Annotated in this window: 16 protein-coding genes; 10 read left to right on the top strand and 6 right to left on the bottom strand. The window is 63.3% G+C overall.

Annotation, left to right across the window (positions count from 1 at the left end; genetic code table 11):
• Positions 1-228: 228 nt before the first annotated feature.
• Entirely contained in the window at positions 229-2493 is a 2265-nt protein-coding gene (locus ACGLHT_RS24725; RefSeq protein ID WP_274121148.1) for a bifunctional diguanylate cyclase/phosphodiesterase, read from the top strand.
• Here ACGLHT_RS24725 and ACGLHT_RS24720 read toward each other — a convergent pair.
• Both ACGLHT_RS24720 and ACGLHT_RS24715 read right to left on the bottom strand, forming a co-directional pair.
• On the bottom strand, positions 2393-3280 hold the full coding sequence (locus tag ACGLHT_RS24720) for an NAD(P)-dependent oxidoreductase (protein ID WP_085590179.1): 888 nt from the start codon (positions 3278-3280) through the stop codon (positions 2393-2395). The genes ACGLHT_RS24725 and ACGLHT_RS24720 overlap by 101 nt on opposite strands.
• Positions 3281-3588: 308 nt before the next feature.
• Positions 3589-3900: a DUF2288 domain-containing protein gene (locus tag ACGLHT_RS24715; protein ID WP_274079438.1), complete on the bottom strand. Its 312-nt coding sequence runs from the start codon at positions 3898-3900 to the stop codon at positions 3589-3591.
• A 359-nt stretch (positions 3901-4259) separates the two neighbouring features.
• Here ACGLHT_RS24715 and ACGLHT_RS24710 point away from each other — a divergent pair, with 359 nt between their 5' ends.
• The 8 genes from ACGLHT_RS24710 (at position 4260) to nhaA (ending at position 13303) form a co-directional block, all read left to right on the top strand.
• Positions 4260-5375 (top strand): branched-chain amino acid ABC transporter substrate-binding protein, encoded by a 1116-nt coding sequence (locus tag ACGLHT_RS24710; RefSeq protein ID WP_025340355.1) that lies wholly within the window; start codon positions 4260-4262, stop codon positions 5373-5375.
• 185 nt (positions 5376-5560) lie between these two features.
• Entirely contained in the window at positions 5561-6484 is a 924-nt protein-coding gene (livH, locus tag ACGLHT_RS24705; RefSeq protein WP_025340356.1) for a high-affinity branched-chain amino acid ABC transporter permease LivH, read from the top strand.
• On the top strand, positions 6481-7737 hold the full coding sequence (locus tag ACGLHT_RS24700; protein ID WP_025340357.1) for a high-affinity branched-chain amino acid ABC transporter permease LivM: 1257 nt from the start codon (positions 6481-6483) through the stop codon (positions 7735-7737). The genes livH and ACGLHT_RS24700 overlap by 4 nt, the downstream gene beginning before the upstream one ends.
• Positions 7734-8501 (top strand): high-affinity branched-chain amino acid ABC transporter ATP-binding protein LivG, encoded by a 768-nt coding sequence (gene livG / locus ACGLHT_RS24695; protein ID WP_025340358.1) that lies wholly within the window; start codon positions 7734-7736, stop codon positions 8499-8501. Before ACGLHT_RS24700 ends, livG begins: the two co-directional genes overlap by 4 nt.
• Entirely contained in the window at positions 8502-9203 is a 702-nt protein-coding gene (locus tag ACGLHT_RS24690) for an ABC transporter ATP-binding protein (RefSeq protein WP_013973921.1), read from the top strand.
• Positions 9204-9443: 240 nt separating this feature from the next.
• On the top strand, positions 9444-10118 hold the full coding sequence (locus ACGLHT_RS24685; RefSeq protein ID WP_025340360.1) for a COG3650 family protein: 675 nt from the start codon (positions 9444-9446) through the stop codon (positions 10116-10118).
• A 103-nt stretch (positions 10119-10221) separates the two neighbouring features.
• A complete protein-coding gene (locus ACGLHT_RS24680) occupies positions 10222-11829 on the top strand; it encodes an NAD(P)/FAD-dependent oxidoreductase (protein WP_274120303.1) in 1608 nt (535 codons plus the stop codon).
• Positions 11830-12127: 298 nt separating this feature from the next.
• Entirely contained in the window at positions 12128-13303 is a 1176-nt protein-coding gene (nhaA, locus tag ACGLHT_RS24675) for a Na+/H+ antiporter NhaA (RefSeq protein WP_137164703.1), read from the top strand.
• A gap of 69 nt (positions 13304-13372) precedes the next feature.
• Here the strand turns inward: nhaA and ACGLHT_RS24670 are convergent, their stop codons facing one another.
• On the bottom strand, positions 13373-13837 hold the full coding sequence (locus ACGLHT_RS24670) for a glycine zipper 2TM domain-containing protein (RefSeq protein WP_013973925.1): 465 nt from the start codon (positions 13835-13837) through the stop codon (positions 13373-13375).
• 146 nt (positions 13838-13983) lie between these two features.
• Here ACGLHT_RS24670 and ACGLHT_RS24665 point away from each other — a divergent pair, with 146 nt between their 5' ends.
• Positions 13984-14217, top strand: a complete 234-nt coding sequence (locus ACGLHT_RS24665) for a hypothetical protein (RefSeq protein ID WP_025340363.1) — start codon at positions 13984-13986, stop codon at positions 14215-14217.
• 128 nt (positions 14218-14345) lie between these two features.
• Here ACGLHT_RS24665 and pdxH read toward each other — a convergent pair whose 3' ends face one another.
• From pdxH to ACGLHT_RS24650, 3 genes are all read right to left on the bottom strand, one after another.
• Positions 14346-14993 (bottom strand): pyridoxamine 5'-phosphate oxidase, encoded by a 648-nt coding sequence (gene pdxH, locus ACGLHT_RS24660; RefSeq protein WP_025340364.1) that lies wholly within the window; start codon positions 14991-14993, stop codon positions 14346-14348.
• 18 nt (positions 14994-15011) lie between these two features.
• Positions 15012-15989 carry an OmpA family protein gene (locus ACGLHT_RS24655; protein ID WP_085614187.1) on the bottom strand — a complete coding sequence of 326 codons (978 nt, stop codon included), beginning with the start codon at positions 15987-15989 and terminating at the stop codon, positions 15012-15014.
• A gap of 99 nt (positions 15990-16088) precedes the next feature.
• Positions 16089-17234, bottom strand: a complete 1146-nt coding sequence (locus ACGLHT_RS24650; protein WP_025340366.1) for an EstA family serine hydrolase — start codon at positions 17232-17234, stop codon at positions 16089-16091.
• Positions 17235-17318 lie beyond the last annotated feature (84 nt).

Below are 17318 nucleotides of genomic sequence, written 5' to 3'. Positions count from 1 at the left end.
TTGCGGTAGTGCAGAAATCTGGGGCTGCTACGCAGCCCATCGCGACACAAGGCCGCTCCTACAAAAAAGCGAGCCAATATTCTTGGCGGCGATTGGTTCCATAACCAAATCGTAGAAATCAATGTGCCATTAGTCAGGAAGGGTTAAACACCTCTTCCTATACTGCCTCTGGACAGTCTGCACAGGGTTGTAGCGCAGACGAGTGAAAACTCGATCATGAGGCATTCCATGGAATGGCTGGGGCTGCAACTGTTCGCCGACCTGCCGGCAACCGGGCGCATCGTCATTGATTGCAGGCATGAACCGTTCCTGGTTCTGCTCGCCTACTTCGTCGCCTGTGCGGCCTGCTTCGCCACCCTGGACATGGCCGAGCGCCAATCCCACAGCGAAGACCCCACCGCCCACCGACAATGGAACATGCTCGGTGCCTGCTGCCTTGCTGGTGGCATCTGGGCAATGCACTTCATCAGCATGCTGGCCTTCCAGGCGCCAGTTGAAGTGCATTACGACGCGTCCCTGACCATCCTTTCGCTGCTCATCGCCCTGGCCGTCGCCTGGCTGGCCATGCACAGCCTCGACCGCAGCCAGATGCAAACACACCATTACCTGCAAAGTGCGGTACTGATCGGCCTGGGTATCATCGTGATGCACTTCGTAGGCATGGCCGCCCTGGAAACCGGCGCCCGCCAGTACTACCAGTCCGGCCTGCTGCTGGCCTCGGCCACCATTGCCCTGCTCACCAGCCTGACCGCGCTGTACCTGGCCCGCTACTTCCGCCATGGCAGCGGTACCCTGCACCAGGCCATGAAGTACGGCGCCAGCCTGCTGATGGCCGGCGGTATCGTCGCCACCCACTTCACCGCGATGTCGGCCATGACCCTGGTCATCCCGGCCGACACCGCCCTGCGCCTGCCCTCTGGCGACAACAGCCTGCAATTGGCGCTGGGCATCGGCTTCATCACCCTGCTGATCAGTGCTGCCAGCGTCAGTACTGCGCTGGCCGACAAGAAGCTGCAAAGCAAGGAGCACGACCTGCGCCGGGTCAGCGTGCTGCTCAGCCAGCTCGACCAGGCCCGCGCGTCGTTGCAGCAGGCCGCGCACTACGATGCCCTGACCAGCCTGGTAAACCGCCGCGGTTTCAACCAGGTGTTCGCCGAACGCCTGGCCGAACACCAGGCCACGGAAAGCCACCTGGCAGTGATGTTCCTCGACATCGACCATTTCAAGCGCATCAACGACAGCCTCGGTCACGACGCCGGCGACGAACTGCTCAAGGTGATCGCCAGCCACATCAAGGCCGCCACCCGCAACCACGATCTGGTCGCACGCTTTGGCGGCGACGAGTTCTGCGTGGTCACCAGCCTCAACAACCGCGACGAAGCCCGCCATCTGGCCCAGCGCATCATGCAGAGGATGAAAGAGCCCATCAACCTGGGCGGACGGCGCATGGTCATGACCACCAGTATCGGCATCAGCATCTTCCCCGACGACGGCACCACCGCCGAAGAGCTGCTCAAGCATGCAGACCTCGCCCTTTACCAGTCCAAGGGCAACGGGCGCAACAGCCTGAACTTCTTCAACGACAGCCTGAAGACCCAGGCCTCGATTGCCCTGCAACTGGAAGAGGAACTGCGGGTGGCCCTGCTCGAGGAGCATGGGCTGTGCGTGCACTACCAGCCGATCTTCGACCTGCGCAGCAGGCAAGTGGCCAAACTGGAGGCCCTGGTGCGCTGGCGACACCCGCAACACGGCCTGCTTGGGCCCGATCGTTTTGTCGCCATCGCCGAAGCCAACGGGCTGATCATCGACCTCGACCTGTGGGTGCTGCGCCACGCTTGCGCCGACCTGGCCTACCTGCAGCGACACGGCCATGGCAACCTAAAGGTCACGGTCAATTGCTCGGCCGTCACCCTCAGCCACGACGAACTGCCCAACGAAGTGGAAAAGGCGCTGTTCCACGCCGGGCTCGCACCCCGGCAGCTGGAACTGGAAGTGACCGAGAACGCCCTGATGGGTGATATCCAGCGCACGGTCAACCTGCTCAAGCGCGTGCGCGCCCTGGGCGTGGCGCTGTCGATCGATGACTTCGGCACCGGCTACTCGTCACTGGCCTACCTCAAGCGCCTGCCGCTGGACGTGCTGAAGATCGACCGCAGCTTCCTGCAGGATGTGCCGGGCAGCCAGAAGGACCGCGAGATCGTCCAGGCGATCATCGTCATGGCGCATACCCTGCATCTGCAGGTGGTCAGCGAGGGCGTGGAAACCGCCGAACAGCTGGCGTTTCTCGAAGCCCACGGCTGCGATTACCTGCAGGGCTACTTGCTGGGCCGCCCGGAGCCGCTTGCCGAACTGCGCTCGCTGCTGGAGCGGCTGCAGCACCAGGGCGGTGTGTTCAGCCCTTGCTGCGATACAGCTCAACCAGGGTCGCCGGATCTTTTTGCAGGTAACCCTGGCTTGCGTGCAGGCGCATCAATTGTGCGGCAAGGCCACTGAGCGGCGTCGCCGAGCCTTGCTCGCGGGAAAACTTGACCGCGCCATCGAGGTCCTTGAGCAGCGTGCGCACGTGCCACTTGATCGGCTCGAAGCGGCTTTCGGCCATTTGCGGAGCGAGGATCTGCAACGGTTTGGAATCGGCAAAGCCGCCCGCCAGCGCTTCGGCGATCAGCGTCGCATCGACCCCGGACTGTTCAGCCAAGGCCACCACTTCGGCAATCACCAAGGCATTGCAGGCCACGATCATCTGGTTGCAGGCCTTGGTCACCTGGCCTGCGCCCACCGCCCCCATGTGTGTCACCCGCTGGCCGAGTACCTGCAGTACCGGGCGCGCCCGCTCCAGGTCGGCCGCCTCGCCACCGACCATGATCGCCAGAGTGCCGGCTTCGGCCCCCGGCGTGCCGCCGGAAACTGGCGCGTCCAACCAGGCCATGCCGCACAGCGCTGCCAGTTCGGCGGCCATTTCACGGGTGGCGGTTGGCTCCAGGCTGGAGAAATCGATCAGCAACTGGCCGCTGCGCCCGCCCTGAGCGATGCCTTGCTCGCCGAACACCACTTCGCGGACCACGGCCGTGTCGGCCAGGCACAGCAGCAGCATGTCGCTGTCGCGGCACAGTTCGGCAGGGCTGCTGGCCAGGCGCGCGCCGGCGGCGACCAGTGCCGCGCACTTGTCCGGGCTGCGGTTCCACACGGTCAGCGGGTAGCCCGCTGCCAACAGGCGGCGGCACATGGGCAGGCCCATCAGGCCGATGCCGGCGAATCCAAGCGAAGGTAGTGCAGTGCTCATCAATGACTCCTGACTGGTTCGAACATTACCCATGCGGGCCAGGAACCTGTAGGAGCGGCCTTGTGTCGCGATGGGCTGCACAGCAGCCCCAGATTTCCGCATCGATGCAAAAAATGCCGGGGCTGCTGCGCAGCCCATCGCGACACAAGGCCGCTCCTACAGGTTTCGCGTTGCCTGGCAGAACGGTGGGGCATTACGCATCCCGTAAACTGTTACCGCCACGCCGAATTGTTACTTCCCTCTACCCGCTTTGAGCGCCTTCGAGCACCAAAACGGGGCTGCTGCGCATTTTCGCGCACCAAAAGCGATCACGCCTCTGCCGGGGGCTTCACCTGGATCACGATGAACGGCGAAACCACCACCGCCCAGATCTCTGGATCGCGGCTTTGCAGGTCCAGGGCCTGCTCGGCGGTCACCGGCCCAACAGTGCCATCACTACGCCACTTGGCGAAGATCTCGCTGCGATTCTCGGCCATCGCCTCGGCAACGGTGATCAGGTCGAGGCTCGGGTCGACCCAAATCAGGTCACCCTTGGCCCAGAAACGCTCCAGCGCTTTCCACTCGATGATTGCCGTCTCGCCAAGCAATTTGGCATAGAGGGTGCTTGTTTGATCAGTCATGGGTGGTTTCCGCAAAAATCGGCCAATAAAAAAGGTCGGCATTTTTGCAGAAAAACCCGGTTTCAAATATGTAATTTGGTCGATTGATCCCGAACTTGTGGGGCGGGGTCGCAGATGCAGGCAGTTTGATGGCGCCTTTCTGTATCTTTGTGTCGACCATGCGACAACCCAGGAAGCAGGCACTTTTCGACCGCTTTTCAAGCGCTCGAACAGCGCTCTACACTGTACCGGTACAGTTCCGGGACATGTTCCGGGGGAAGGTGGGCTTGCGCGTTGGCATGGCCACGCCGCAAATCCCGCCCGGTCTGTAGCCCTGGCCGCCAGGACTATAAGAATTACAACAGAATGAGTGGAGCACTATGATCAAGATTTCCAAGCTGTTCGCCGCAATGGTTCTGGCAGGGGTAGCCAGCCATTCGTTTGCCGCCGATACCATCAAGATCGGGATTGCAGGTCCCAAGACCGGCCCTGTGACCCAGTACGGCGACATGCAGTTCATCGGCGCAAAGCAAGCCATCAAGGATATCAACGCCGCGGGCGGCGTGGATGGCAAGATGCTCGAAGCCAAGGAATACGACGACGCCTGCGACCCTAAACAGGCCGTTGCAGTCGCCAACAAAGTGGTCAACGACGGCGTCAAGTTCGTGATTGGCCACCTGTGCTCCAGCTCCACCCAGCCTGCGTCCGACATCTACGAAGACGAAGGCGTGATCATGATCACCCCGGCCGCCACCTCCCCGGAAATCACCGCCCGCGGCTACAAGCTGATCTTCCGTACCATCGGCCTGGACAGCGCCCAGGGCCCGGCTGCCGGCAACTACATCGCCGACCACGTCAAGCCGAAGGTGGTAGCCGTCCTGCACGACAAGCAGCAGTACGGTGAAGGCATCGCTACCGCGGTCAAGCAGACCCTGGAAGGCAAAGGCACCAAGGTTGCCGTGTTCGAAGGCCTGAACGCCGGTGACAAGGACTTCTCCTCGATCATCCAGAAGCTCAAGCAGAACAACGTCGACTTCGTCTACTACGGCGGCTACCACCCAGAGCTGGGCCTGATCCTGCGCCAGGCTCAGGAAAAGGGCCTGAAAGCCAAGTTCATGGGCCCGGAAGGCGTGGGCAACGACTCCATCTCGCAGATCGCCCAGAACGCCTCCGAAGGCTTGCTGGTGACCTTGCCGAAGTCGTTCGACGCGGACCCTGCCAACAAGAAGATCGTCGACGCCATCAAGGCTGACGGCAAGGACCCAAGCGGCCCGTTCGTGTTCCCGGCCTACTCGGCTGTCGAGCTGATCGCCCAGGGCATCAAGGCCGCCAAGTCCGAAGACGCCGAGAAGGTGGCCGAGGCCATCCACGCCGGCTCCTTCAAGACCCCGACCGGCACCCTGTCGTACGACGAGAAGGGCGACCTGAAAGACTTCAAGTTCGTGGTCTACGAATGGCACTTCGGCAAGCCGAAGACCGAAGTCTCCCCTCAGTAACTGCGTGACTAATAGCTGACCGTAGAAGCCCACTGTGCGAGCAGTGGGCTTTGTTTTACGAGGTTCATGGGCCTGATCCCCGCGATCCGGGGGCGGGTTCACCTGAAAATCTTAAAACCGTCACCCGCGGTTTCCTGGCCTACCCCCGCCAGCGAAATGCAAATCAGGTTTTTAGGAGCGCTGTAATGCCTGAGATCTACCATTTCTTCCAACAACTGGTTAATGGATTGACCATCGGCAGCACCTATGCCTTGATCGCCATCGGCTACACGATGGTGTACGGCATCATTGGCATGATCAACTTCGCCCACGGCGAGGTGTACATGATCGGTTCCTACGTGGCCTTCATCGCCCTGGCGGGCCTGGCCATGATGGGTATCCATTCGCTGCCGATCCTGATGACCGTCGCCTTCGTCGCGACGATCTTCGTCACCAGTGCCTATGGCTACAGCATCGAACGGGTTGCCTACCGCCCCCTGCGCAACAGCAACCGACTGATCCCGCTGATTTCCGCCATCGGCATGTCGATCTTCCTGCAGAACACCGTCTTGCTGTCGCAAGACTCCAAGGACAAGTCCATCCCCAACCTGATCCCCGGAAGCTTCTCGTTCGGGCCGGGCGGCGCGGAGGAAGTACTGATCAGCTACATGCAGATCCTGGTGTTCGTGGTCACCCTGGTGGCCATGACCTGCCTCACCCTGTTCATCTCCCGTTCCCGCCTGGGCCGCGCCTGCCGCGCCTGCGCCGAGGACATCAAGATGGCCAACCTGCTGGGCATCAACACCAACAACATCATCGCCCTCACCTTCGTCATCGGTGCCGCCCTGGCGGCGGTGGCGGCCGTGCTGCTGAGCATGCAGTACGGGGTGATCAACCCCAACGCCGGTTTCCTGGTGGGCCTGAAGGCCTTCACCGCGGCGGTGCTGGGTGGCATCGGCAGCATTCCGGGCGCCATGCTCGGCGGGCTGGTGCTGGGCGTGGCCGAAGCGTTCGGTGCCGATATCTTCGGCGACCAGTACAAGGACGTGGTGGCATTCGGCTTGTTGGTTCTTGTCCTGCTATTCCGGCCGACCGGCATCCTGGGCCGCCCGGAGGTTGAAAAAGTATGAACAGAAATCTCAAACAGGCGTTCTTCAGCGCCTTGCTGGTATGGGCCGTGGCCTTCCCGGTACTGGGCCTGAAACTGAGCATCGACGGCATCAGCCTGTCCGTGCACAGCCAGGGCTCGTTCAACCTCAGCATCATTGCCCTGTGCTCTGTGCTGATGTTCCTGCGCGTGCTGTTCGACAAGCAGTGGAACTCGGTAATGGGTCGCCGTTCGGATCGCAAGCTGATCCCGCCGGCGGTCAGCAACTACCTGACCCTGCCGAAGACCCAGCGCTACGTGATCATGGGCCTGATCGTCGCGGCACTGGTGTGGCCGTTCTTCGGCTCGCGCGGTGCGGTCGACATTGCCACGCTGATCCTGATCTACGTGTTGCTGGGCCTGGGCCTGAACATCGTGGTCGGTTTGGCAGGCCTGCTCGACCTCGGTTACGTCGGCTTCTACGCCGTAGGCGCCTACAGCTACGCCATGCTCTCGCACTACCTGGGCTGGAGCTTCTGGGTATGCCTGCCGATCGCCGGCCTGATGGCCGCTACCTTCGGCTTCCTGCTCGGCTTCCCGGTGCTGCGCCTGCGCGGTGACTACCTGGCGATCGTGACCCTCGGCTTCGGCGAGATCATCCGCCTGTTCCTGCGTAACCTCACCGACTGGACCGGCGGCCCCAACGGCATCAGCAACATCCCCAAGCCAGAGCTCTTCGGCCTGACTTTCGAACGCCGTGCCGCCGAGGGCATGCAGACCTTCCATGAGTTCTTCGGGCTGGAATACAACTCGATCAACAAGGTCATCTTCCTCTACCTGGTGGCCCTGCTGCTGGCCCTGCTGGCGCTGTTCGTGATCAACCGCCTGCTGCGCATGCCGATCGGCCGCGCCTGGGAAGCCCTGCGCGAAGACGAGATCGCCTGCCGTGCACTGGGCCTGAACCCGACCGTGATCAAGCTGTCGGCATTCACCCTGGGCGCCTGCTTCGCCGGTTTCGCCGGCAGCTTCTTCGCTGCGCGCCAGGGGCTGGTGACGCCGGAGTCGTTCACCTTCATCGAGTCGGCGATCATCCTCGCCATCGTCGTGCTCGGCGGCATGGGCTCACAACTGGGCGTGATCCTCGCGGCCATCGTGATGATCCTGCTGCCCGAGCTGATGCGTGAGTTCAGCGAATACCGGATGCTGATGTTCGGTGCGCTGATGGTGTTGATGATGATCTGGCGTCCGCAAGGCCTGCTGCCTATGCAACGTCCACACATGGAGCTGCGTCGATGAGCCGCGAAATTCTGCAAGTCAGCGGCCTGAGCATGCGCTTCGGCGGCTTGTTGGCGGTCAACGGCGTGGGCCTGACCGTCAAGGAAAAACAGGTGGTGGCACTGATCGGCCCGAACGGCGCCGGCAAGACCACGGTGTTCAACTGCCTGACCGGCTTCTACAAGCCCAGCGGCGGCACCATCCTGCTCGATGGCCAGCCGATCCAGGGCCTGGCCGGGCACCAGATCGCCCGCAAGGGCGTGGTGCGGACCTTCCAGAACGTGCGCCTGTTCAAGGAAATGACCGCGCTGGAAAACCTGCTGATCGCCCAGCACCGCCACCTGAACACCAACTTCTTCGCCGGCCTGTTCAAGACCCCGAACTTCCGCCGCAGCGAGAAGGAGGCCATGGAGCGCGCGCAGTACTGGCTGGAGAAGGTCAACCTGACCGAGTTCGCCAACCGTACCGCCGGCACCCTCGCCTACGGCCAGCAGCGCCGCCTGGAAATCGCCCGCTGCATGATGACCCAGCCGCGCATCATCATGCTCGACGAACCGGCAGCGGGCCTGAACCCGAAGGAGACCGAAGACCTCAAGGCGCTGATCGCCTACCTGCGTGAGTCGCACAACGTCACCGTGCTGCTGATCGAGCACGACATGAAGCTGGTGATGAGCATTTCCGACCATATCGTGGTGATCAACCAGGGCACCCCCCTGGCCCACGGCACGCCGGAAGAGATCCGCGACAACCCTGACGTGATCAAAGCCTACCTGGGGGAAGCGTAAATGCTGAAGTTCGAGAACGTTTCCACCTTCTACGGCAAGATCCAGGCGCTGCACAGCGTGAACGTGGAGATCAACCAGGGCGAGATCGTTACCCTGATCGGCGCCAACGGTGCCGGCAAGTCGACCTTGCTGATGACCCTGTGCGGCTCGCCGCAGGCGCACAGCGGCAGCATCAAGTACCTGGGTGAAGAACTGGTCGGCCAGCCGTCCTCGCACATCATGCGCAAGAGCATCGCGGTGGTGCCGGAAGGCCGCCGTGTGTTCTCCCGCCTGACCGTCGAGGAAAACCTGGCGATGGGCGGTTTCTTCACCGACAAGGGCGATTACCAGGAGCAGCTGGACAAGGTGCTGCAGCTGTTCCCGCGCCTGAAGGAGCGTTATATCCAGCGTGGCGGCACCATGTCCGGTGGCGAGCAGCAGATGCTCGCCATTGGCCGGGCGCTGATGAGCAAACCCAAGCTGCTGCTGCTCGACGAGCCCTCGCTGGGCCTGGCGCCGATCATCATCCAGCAGATCTTCGACATCATCGAACAGCTGCGCCGTGATGGCGTGACGGTGTTCCTGGTGGAGCAGAACGCCAACCAGGCGCTGAAGATCGCTGACCGGGCGTATGTGCTGGAGAACGGCCGGGTGGTGATGCAGGGTACTGGGGAAGCACTGTTGACCGACCCGAAGGTGCGCGACGCGTACCTGGGGGGTTGACCGGGAAAAGGGCCATCTACTGGCCCTTTTTTCTACCTGCCAGAAATGTATTGCCTGTGCTGGCCCTATCGCCGGCAAGCCAGCTCCCACAGGCCCCCACAACTTTCAGGAACTGTGGGGTACCTGTGGGAGCTGGCTTGCCGGCGATAGGGCCAGCACAGGCAACCATTAACTTGTGATCCAGCGCCAGCCTGAGTAACGTGGCCTGCTTTCACGGCAAAGACCCCCGGAGCCCGCCCCATGCGCCTCACCCCCACCCTGCTGCTCACCGCCCTGCTGCCCCTGTTCGCCGGCTGCCAGCTCATGGCTGACGCCCCCAGCGACCCGAACATCGGCACCACGCGCATGCAGGGCGAGTTGCGTGCCGCCGGTGGCCAGCTGCTGTTCAAGCCGTGCAGCGAAAACCGCACTTTCGTGATCAACGACGTCGCCGCCACCGGCATCCTGCAGGAGGCCGCCAACCTCGCCAAGGACGCCAATGACAAGCTGTTCGCCGACGTCCGTGGCCGCCTCACCGGCAGCAGGCAGGCCAACAACGACGGCCAACTGGAGGTTCGTCGCCTGTACCGCCTGGAACCTTCCACCCGCGCTTGTGAAGACCCCAACTTCAAGCAGCTGACCCTGCGCGCCAACGGCCACGAGCCGGAATGGGACATCAAGGCCAGCGGCAAAGGCATGGTGCTCAACCGCGTCGGCCAGGAACCCCTGCCCCTGCCCTTCCTGGAAGAAGAAGTGCCCGGCGGCGGCCTGACCCTGACCAGCGAAGCCAACGGCCAGCACGTGGAGCTGTGGGTCGCGCCACAACGCTGCGTAGACACCGCCACCGGTGCCATCCACCACCTGCGCGCCGAACTGCGCATCGACGGCAAGACCCTGCAGGGCTGCGGTTACTACGGCGGTGCGCGCGACAACTGATCGCCGGGCGCTTTTATCCTGCCAGTCGGGGCGGCGAACAGCTTATACTTGGCAGTTTGTGTAAAGCCGCCGGCCGCCCATGGCCGGGATACTGGACCCTGCCATGCTACGAATCACCGAACTGAAGCTGCCCCTGGACCATCCCGACGAAGCCCTGCGTGAAGCCATCGTCCAGCGCCTGGGCATCCGCGACGAGCAACTGCTCAGCTTCAACCTGTTCAAACGCAGCTACGATGCGCGCAAGAAGAACAGCGAACTGCTGTTCATCTACACCATCGACCTGGAAGCCAGCAACGAAGCCGAACTGCTCAGCAAGTTCGCCGACGATCGCAACATCGGCCCGGCGCCAGACGTGACCTACAAGTTCGTCGGCCAGGCCCCTGCCGATCTGCAGGAGCGCCCGATCGTGGTCGGCTTCGGCCCGTGCGGCATCTTCGCCGGCCTGTTGCTGGCACAGATGGGCTTCAAGCCGATCATCCTCGAGCGCGGCAAGGAAGTGCGCCAGCGCACCAAGGACACCTGGGGCCTGTGGCGCAAGAGCGTGCTCAACCCAGAGTCCAACGTGCAGTTCGGCGAAGGCGGCGCCGGTACCTTCTCCGACGGCAAGCTGTACAGCCAGATCAAGGACCCGCAGCACCACGGCCGCAAAGTGCTGGAAGAGTTCGTCAAGGCCGGTGCGCCGGACGAGATCCTGTACATCAACAAGCCGCACATCGGTACCTTCCGCCTCACCGGCATGGTCGAGCAGATGCGTCAGGACATGATCGCCCTCGGCGCCGAAGTGCGCTTCCAGCAGAAGGTCACCGACCTGCTGATCGAGGATGGGCAGCTGACCGGCGTGGTGCTGGAGAGCGGCGAACAGCTGCAATCGCGCCATGTGGTGCTGGCCCTGGGCCACAGTGCCCGCGACACCTTCCGCATGCTGCATGCCAAGGGCGTGTACATGGAAGCCAAGCCGTTCTCGGTGGGCTTCCGCATCGAACACCCGCAAACGCTGATCGACAAGGCGCGCCTGGGCAAGTACGCCGGTCACCCGAAACTTGGTGCCGCCGACTACAAGCTGGTGTACCACGCCAAGAACGGCCGTTCGGTGTACAGCTTCTGCATGTGCCCGGGCGGCACCGTGGTCGCCGCCACCAGCGAGCCAGGCCGGGTGGTTACCAACGGCATGAGCCAGTACTCGCGTAACGAGCGCAACGCCAACTCCGGCATAGTCGTCGGCATCGACCCCGAGCGCGATTACCCGGGCGGCCCGCTGGCCGGCATCGAGCTGCAGGAGCGCCTGGAAGCCCACGCCTACGTGATGGGCGGCAGCAACTACCAGGCCCCGGCGCAGCTGGTGGGTGACTTCGTCGCCGGCCGGCCGTCGACTGCACTGGGCAGTGTCGAGCCGTCCTACAAACCGGGCGTGACCCTGGGCGACCTGGCGCCAAGCCTGCCGGACTTCGCCATCGAGGCCATTCGCGAGGCACTGCCGGCGTTCGACCGGCAGATCAAGGGCTACAACCTGCATGATGCAGTGTTGACCGGGATCGAGACCCGCACCTCGTCGCCGCTGCGCATTACCCGCGGTGAGGACTTCCAGAGCCTGAACCTGAAGGGGCTGTTCCCGGCGGGTGAAGGGGCTGGGTATGCGGGCGGGATCCTGTCGGCGGGTGTCGATGGCATTCGCATCGCCGAGGCGGTGGCGCGGGATATGCTCGGCCTCTGAGCCTTTATCGCCTGCCAAGGCCCTTTCGCGGGCTCGCCCGCTCCCACAGGTGCAGCGCCCGCGATACCTGTGGGAGCGGGCGAGCCCGCGAATAGGCCCTGACAGGAATCAGAATTATCCAACCCAAATATCAGATTCTTCCTCCCCCTTCCTTCCCCATCTGCATCTAGGCTTCCCTCAGCCCAGCCAGTAACAACATATAACAAAAACGAATATAGTTTTTGTTTGAAAGCATATCGTCACAGGCTAGGGTGTACGCCCGTTCCATCGTCAACTGCTCATGGAGAGCCTATAGCCCGTGCGTAGCCTGTTCACCCGCTTCTTCCAGCTCGAAGCCGCCAGCGGCCTGCTGCTGATCGCTGCGGCCATCCTGGCCCTGGTCATCAACAACTCGCCATTGTCCTACCTGTACAGCGGCCTGCTCGACGTCCCCGTCGCCGTCCAGGTCGGCGCGCTGCACATCGCCAAACCGCTGCTGCTGTGGATCAACGACGGCCTGATGGCCCTGTTCTTCCTGCTCATCGGCCTGGAGGTCAAGCGCGAGGTGGTCGACGGCCACCTGTCCAAGCCCTCCCAGGTAATCCTGCCAGCCACCGCCGCCGTGGGCGGCATGGTGATACCGGCACTGATCTACTGGTTCATCAACCGTGACAACCCGGCGGCCGTGGCCGGCTGGGCGATCCCCACCGCCACCGACATCGCCTTCGCCCTCGGCGTACTGGCCTTGCTGGGCAAGCGCGTGCCGGTGTCGCTGAAACTGTTCCTGATGACCCTGGCGATCATCGACGACCTGGGTGCGATCATCGTCATTGCCCTGTTCTACTCGGGCACCCTGTCGAGCGTGTCGCTGCTGCTGGCCGCCGCCTGCCTGGTAGTGCTGGTGGCCATGAACCGGCTTGGCGTGGTCAAGCTTGGGCCGTACATGGTCGTTGGCCTGATCCTGTGGGTCTGCGTGCTCAAGAGCGGTGTGCATGCCACCTTGGCCGGGGTTGCCCTGGCCCTGTGCATCCCGCTGCGCACGCGCCATGCCGAACGCTCGCCACTGCTCGCCCTGGAGCACGCCCTGCATCCTTGGGTCGCCTACGCCATCCTGCCGCTGTTCGCTTTCGCCAATGCCGGTGTATCGCTGGCAGGCATGACAGTAGAAAGCTTCACCCACCCGGTGCCACTGGGCATCGCCGTCGGGCTGCTGCTGGGCAAGACCGTGGGTGTCTTCGGCCTGACCTGGGTCGCGGTCAAGCTGCGCCTGGCCGCGCTGCCTGTAGGCGCCAGTTGGGGGCAATTGCTGGGTGTGGCAATACTTTGCGGTATCGGCTTCACCATGAGCCTGTTCGTTGGCTCGCTCGCCTTTGTGCCTGGCAGCAGTGATTACGCCGGAATGGACCGCATGGGTATTCTCACCGGCTCGTTCTTCGCCGCCGTGATCGGCTATGCGATAACCGCCATGGCCAGCCGCAAGCCCAACGTCGGCTGACCTGGCCGCAGCATGAAAAAACCCCGACTGGCGAGCGCCATGTCGGGGTTTTGTCTTGTTGGGCTACGGTCAGTGCGTGACGCGGCTGGTGCCATCGACAGTCATGATGCGCACGCGGTCGCCAACGCGGAAGATCTCGTTCTGCTGCACGGCCTGCACATAGGCACGCATGCTGCCATCATCCTCACGCACGGTGATTTCGACACCCTGGGTACGAGTCAGGCCTTCTTCGGCTGCGGAACCGGCCAGGCCACCGGCAACGGCACCAATCACGGCGGCGACGATGCTGCCACGGCCCCCACCCACGGCGCTGCCGGCCACGCCACCGACGATGGCGCCAGCACCACCGCCGATCGGGGTCTTGGTGCCTTCGATCTTGACCGGGCGCAGGGACTCGATGGTGCCCATGCGCACGGTTTGCACGCGGCGGGCCTCATCACGGGAGTAGCTGTCACCGGTCAGGCTCGAGGCACAGCCACCCAGCAACAGCGACATGGTGGTAAAGGTCGCCACCAGCAAAGCGGATTTACGCATGGGTAAAGTCTCCATAAGTCAGGTGCTCATTAGACGCTGCACGTTGACGGCTGTCACGGTACAAACGTAATAAAATTGTTTTCATTCAGCCAAGGGACAGCCTGCGTGGCTGTGTCGAGGCCTTTCAAGTGAGACCAAGGATAGCCATGGATTACTTCATCGTCGTGGTCACCACCGTTGCGGGGTTGTACTTCCACTGGTGGCTGTATGTGCGCATGCGCCGCTGGATGGACCGTGACCTGGCGTTGTCGCTGGCTGGGGCGGACCCTGCAAAACGCACGTATATGCTGCAAAGGCTGGAGCAGGCGCGGGTGGAGAAGGTGGGGCGCAAGCAGTTGGCGGGGTGGTTGGAGCGGGAGGCTGCGGGGTATCCGGGGTAGCCTTGGAGATTGCTGGGGCCGCTTTGCGGCCCTTTCGCGACACAAGGCCGCTCCCACAGATTGGGTCTGCGCTGTACCTGTGGGAGCGGCCTTGCGTCGCGATGGGCTGCGCAGCAGCCCCCGGAATCTCAGGGCGCCAACCGCTCCCGCAGCCACTGCCCATCCACCAGCCGGTAGTTCAGTCGGTCATGCAGGCGGCTGGCCCGCCCCTGCCAGAACTCGATGCGTTCAGGCAGCAAACGATACCCACCCCAATGTTCCGGGCAATGCGGCTGGGTGTCGGAGAAGCGCGCCTCGGTGGCCTTGACCAGCCCCTCCAGCTCCTCACGGCCGGCAATTACCTGGCTCTGCGGCGAAGCCCAGGCTCCCAGGCGGCTGCCCAGCGGGCGCACCTGGTAGTAGGCGTCCGACTCCTGGGGCGTGACCTTTTCCACCCGCCCTTCAATGCGCACCTGGCGCTCCAGTGCCGGCCAGAAGAAGGTCATGGCGGCGAAAGGGTTGACCAGCAGTTGCTGGCCCTTGGCACTATCGTAGTTGGTGAAGAAGGTGAAACCACGCTCATCGAGCCCCTTCAGCAGCAAGATACGGCAGTGAGGGCGGCCTTCACCATCGACAGTGGCCAAGGTCATGGCGTTGGCTTCCACCGGTACCTGCTCGGTTTTCACCGCATCGGCGAACCACTGATGGAACAGGGCGAACGGCTCCCCCGGGGCCTGGGCTTCGGCCAGGCCATCACGGGTGTAGTCGCGGCGCATATCGGCCAGGGATTGGGTCATTGCTGCGTTCCTTGACGATCAGTTGGTCTTCGCAGGGCTGTTGGCAGCTACTTTCTTGTCAGTGGTAGCTTTCTTGGCGACGGGCTTGGCCGGCGCGGCTTTTTTCTTGGCCGTGGTCTTGGCTGGCGCCTTGGCCTTGGCTTTGGTTACAGGCTTCTTCGCCGCAGCCTTGGTGGCCGGCTTGCTGTCGGCAGGCTTGGCGGCAGGCGCCTTGACGTCCTGCACCGCCACCATCGGGGCCCGCGCCGGGGCGGCTTGCTGATACTTGGCCAGCAGGGCGACCATGGTGTTCTGCGGGGTCAGCAGCATTTCCACACGGCGGTTCAGGGCACGGCCCTCGGCGCTGTCGTTGGCGGCGCGCGGCATTTCCGAGCCCATGCCCTTGAGGTTCAGGCGATCACGCTGCAGGCCGCTGAGGCGGAAAATGGCCGACACCGAAGCGGCGCGCTCCAGGCTGAGCTTCTGGTTGGCGGCAGCGACACCGCTGCTGTCGGCATGGCCGAGCACCAGCACGGCGGTCTTGGCATCGCCCTCGACAGTCTTGGCCACACGAGTGATCGGGCCCAGGGTCATCGGCAGCAGCATGTTCGGACGATCAGGGTTGTACGAGCTGTCCACCGGGATGGTTACGGCCAGCACGTTGTCACGGCGCTCCAGTTCCAGCTTGCTGCCCTTGATCGCCTCACGCAGCTTGGGCTCGTACTCGTCCAGCCAGGCCTGGGTGGCCTTCTGGTCGATCTTCGGTACCACCGGCCCCTTTGCCTGCTTCTCTTCACCGCCGAACGGCCACCACCAACGGCTGGCGTTGTCGGACTTGGCGTCGGCCTTGGCCACGTTTTCCGTGACGGCTTGCTTCACTTCCTGCTCGGCAACCTTGTCCGAACCGAAGGGCCACCAGCTCGAGGCGCTGTCCTTCGAGCCGTCCTGGGGGTGACTGGCGCAGCCGGTAACGGCGGTCAGGCACAGGGCGAGTGCTAAGGTTTTGTGTGAAGACATCAGCGATACACCATGAAATAGAAAGAAATTTTGCCTACGCCTTTCAGGCGTTGGCATTGAGGATAGTCAAAGGGGTGGGGCAACACCCGCATTACCCGATCAAAGGCAACTGGCAAGGACGCGTACCAGTTTCTGGGCTCGCGGGTCCATGAGCACATAAGGGCCGAGGGTATTGACCACGAAACCGAAGGCCACATCGTGTTCCGGGTCAGCGAAACCGACCGAGCCGCCGGCGCCTGGGTGGCCGAAGGCGCGGGCCCCGAGGCCGAAGGTGGCATTGGCCACGTCGGGCTGGTCGAGCATGCAGCCCAGGCCAAAACGGGTCTGGGTGAGCAGGGTGCGATCCTGCCCGAGGCTGTGCTCACGGGTCAGTTCGTCGAGCAGTTCGGATTCGAGCAGGCTACCGTCCAGCAACCCGGCATAGAAGCCCGCCAGGCTGCGCGCATTGCCATGGCCATTGGCCGCTGGCTGCTGCATGCGCCGCCACTCCGGCTTGTTGGTACTGGTCAGGATCGCCGGTGGGTTGGTGAAGGCACGGGTCGACAGGGCCTCGGGCTCGCGCATGGTCACCTGCAGCAGGCGCTGCGCCGCAGCGTCCCCGGCGTTGCCCTTGCCACGGGCGATGTGCGCCACGCGATAAAACTCATCGTCAGCCAGGCCGACATGAAAATCCAGCCCCAACGGCCGAGCGGTACGGGCCACGATCGAGTCGCCGGGGCCACGGCCGTCGGCACGGCGGATCAGCTCGCCGATCAGCCAGCCGTAGGTAATGGCGGCATAGCCGTGCTCGGTGCCGGGTGTCCACCAGGGCGTTTCGGCAGCCAGCGCATCGACCATGGCCTGCCAGTCATACAGCGCTTCGGCCGGCAGCAGCTCACGGATGGCCGGCAAGCCGGCACGGTGGCTGAGCAGCTGGCGCAGGGTGATCGCCTGTTTGCCTGCCTGGGCGAACTCGGGCCAGTAGTTGGCCACCGGCGCATCGAGGGCCAGCTTGCCCTCGCCGACCAGTTGCAGGGCGGTGACAGCGGTGAAGGTCTTGGTGCAGGAGAACAGGTTGGCGATGGTATCGCTGTGCCAGGCCTGCTGGCCGTCCTTGTCGGCACTGCCGGCCCACAGGTCGACCACGGTTTCGCCACCAACCTGGATGCACAGCGCGGCGCCACGCTCCTGGGGATCATCGAACAGCGCGGCAAAGGCTTCGCGCACTGCTTCGAACTTCAGCTCATAGTGACCCTGGATCTGCACCCGCTGTTCTCCGTACGACCAATTCCGAAAATGGTGTGCATTGTTTCAGTAGTTTGGCGTTTTGCAAACTGGCTTGGGCTGGGT

It is taken from the genome of Pseudomonas sp. PsB (genome assembly GCF_043658375.1).
GTDB lineage: Bacteria > Pseudomonadota > Gammaproteobacteria > Pseudomonadales > Pseudomonadaceae > Aquipseudomonas > Aquipseudomonas putida_Z.
The sequence above is the reverse complement of the archived record's forward strand: the minus strand, read 5'-3'. Positions and strand labels throughout refer to the sequence as shown.